This window comes from Pedobacter sp. 01N416 (assembly GCF_056399685.1).
In genome coordinates, this window is sequence record NZ_JBFTRT010001081.1 from 1 (window position 1) to 500 (window position 500).

The following is a 500-nucleotide window of genomic DNA, read 5'->3' on the forward strand; positions in this document are numbered from 1 at the left end:
GGAGATAACAGTCATCTTTTAATGGGTAACCCAAGCAATGCTGTTGCCAGTACTTCTTATCCAGAAAATTACCTGATGGAACGCACTTATTATACACTTTCTTACAGCAAAACAAGGGCTACACCTAATTGGGTAAGCTGGCACATTGGATCATCTGATTTAGGTTCAACTCCTCGCCAAGACGATTTTAGAGCAGATAATACTTTGCCTTCTGGATGGTACCAAGTATCGAGCAGCAGCTATTCAGGTTCAGGTTTTGATCGTGGCCATAACTGCCCTTCAGCAGATAGAACAGCCTCTGTAGCCGCAAATTCTTCTACGTTCTTAATGAGCAACATGATGCCTCAGGCACCAAATAATAACCAAGGACCATGGGCCGATCTTGAAAACTACACCCGCTCGCTGGTAACAGCAGGTAACGAAGTATATGTTATTTGCGGTTCTTATGGATCGGGCGGTACAGGAAGCAATGGCGGCATCACTTATACTATCGACAATGG

At 44.4% G+C, this 500-nt stretch carries 1 protein-coding gene; it reads left to right on the forward strand.

Annotated elements, in window-relative coordinates; all coding sequences use genetic code 11:
• Positions 1–500 (forward strand): DNA/RNA non-specific endonuclease (locus AC1DND_RS29330; RefSeq protein ID WP_477586549.1); only part of this gene is annotated, 500 nt, incomplete at both ends.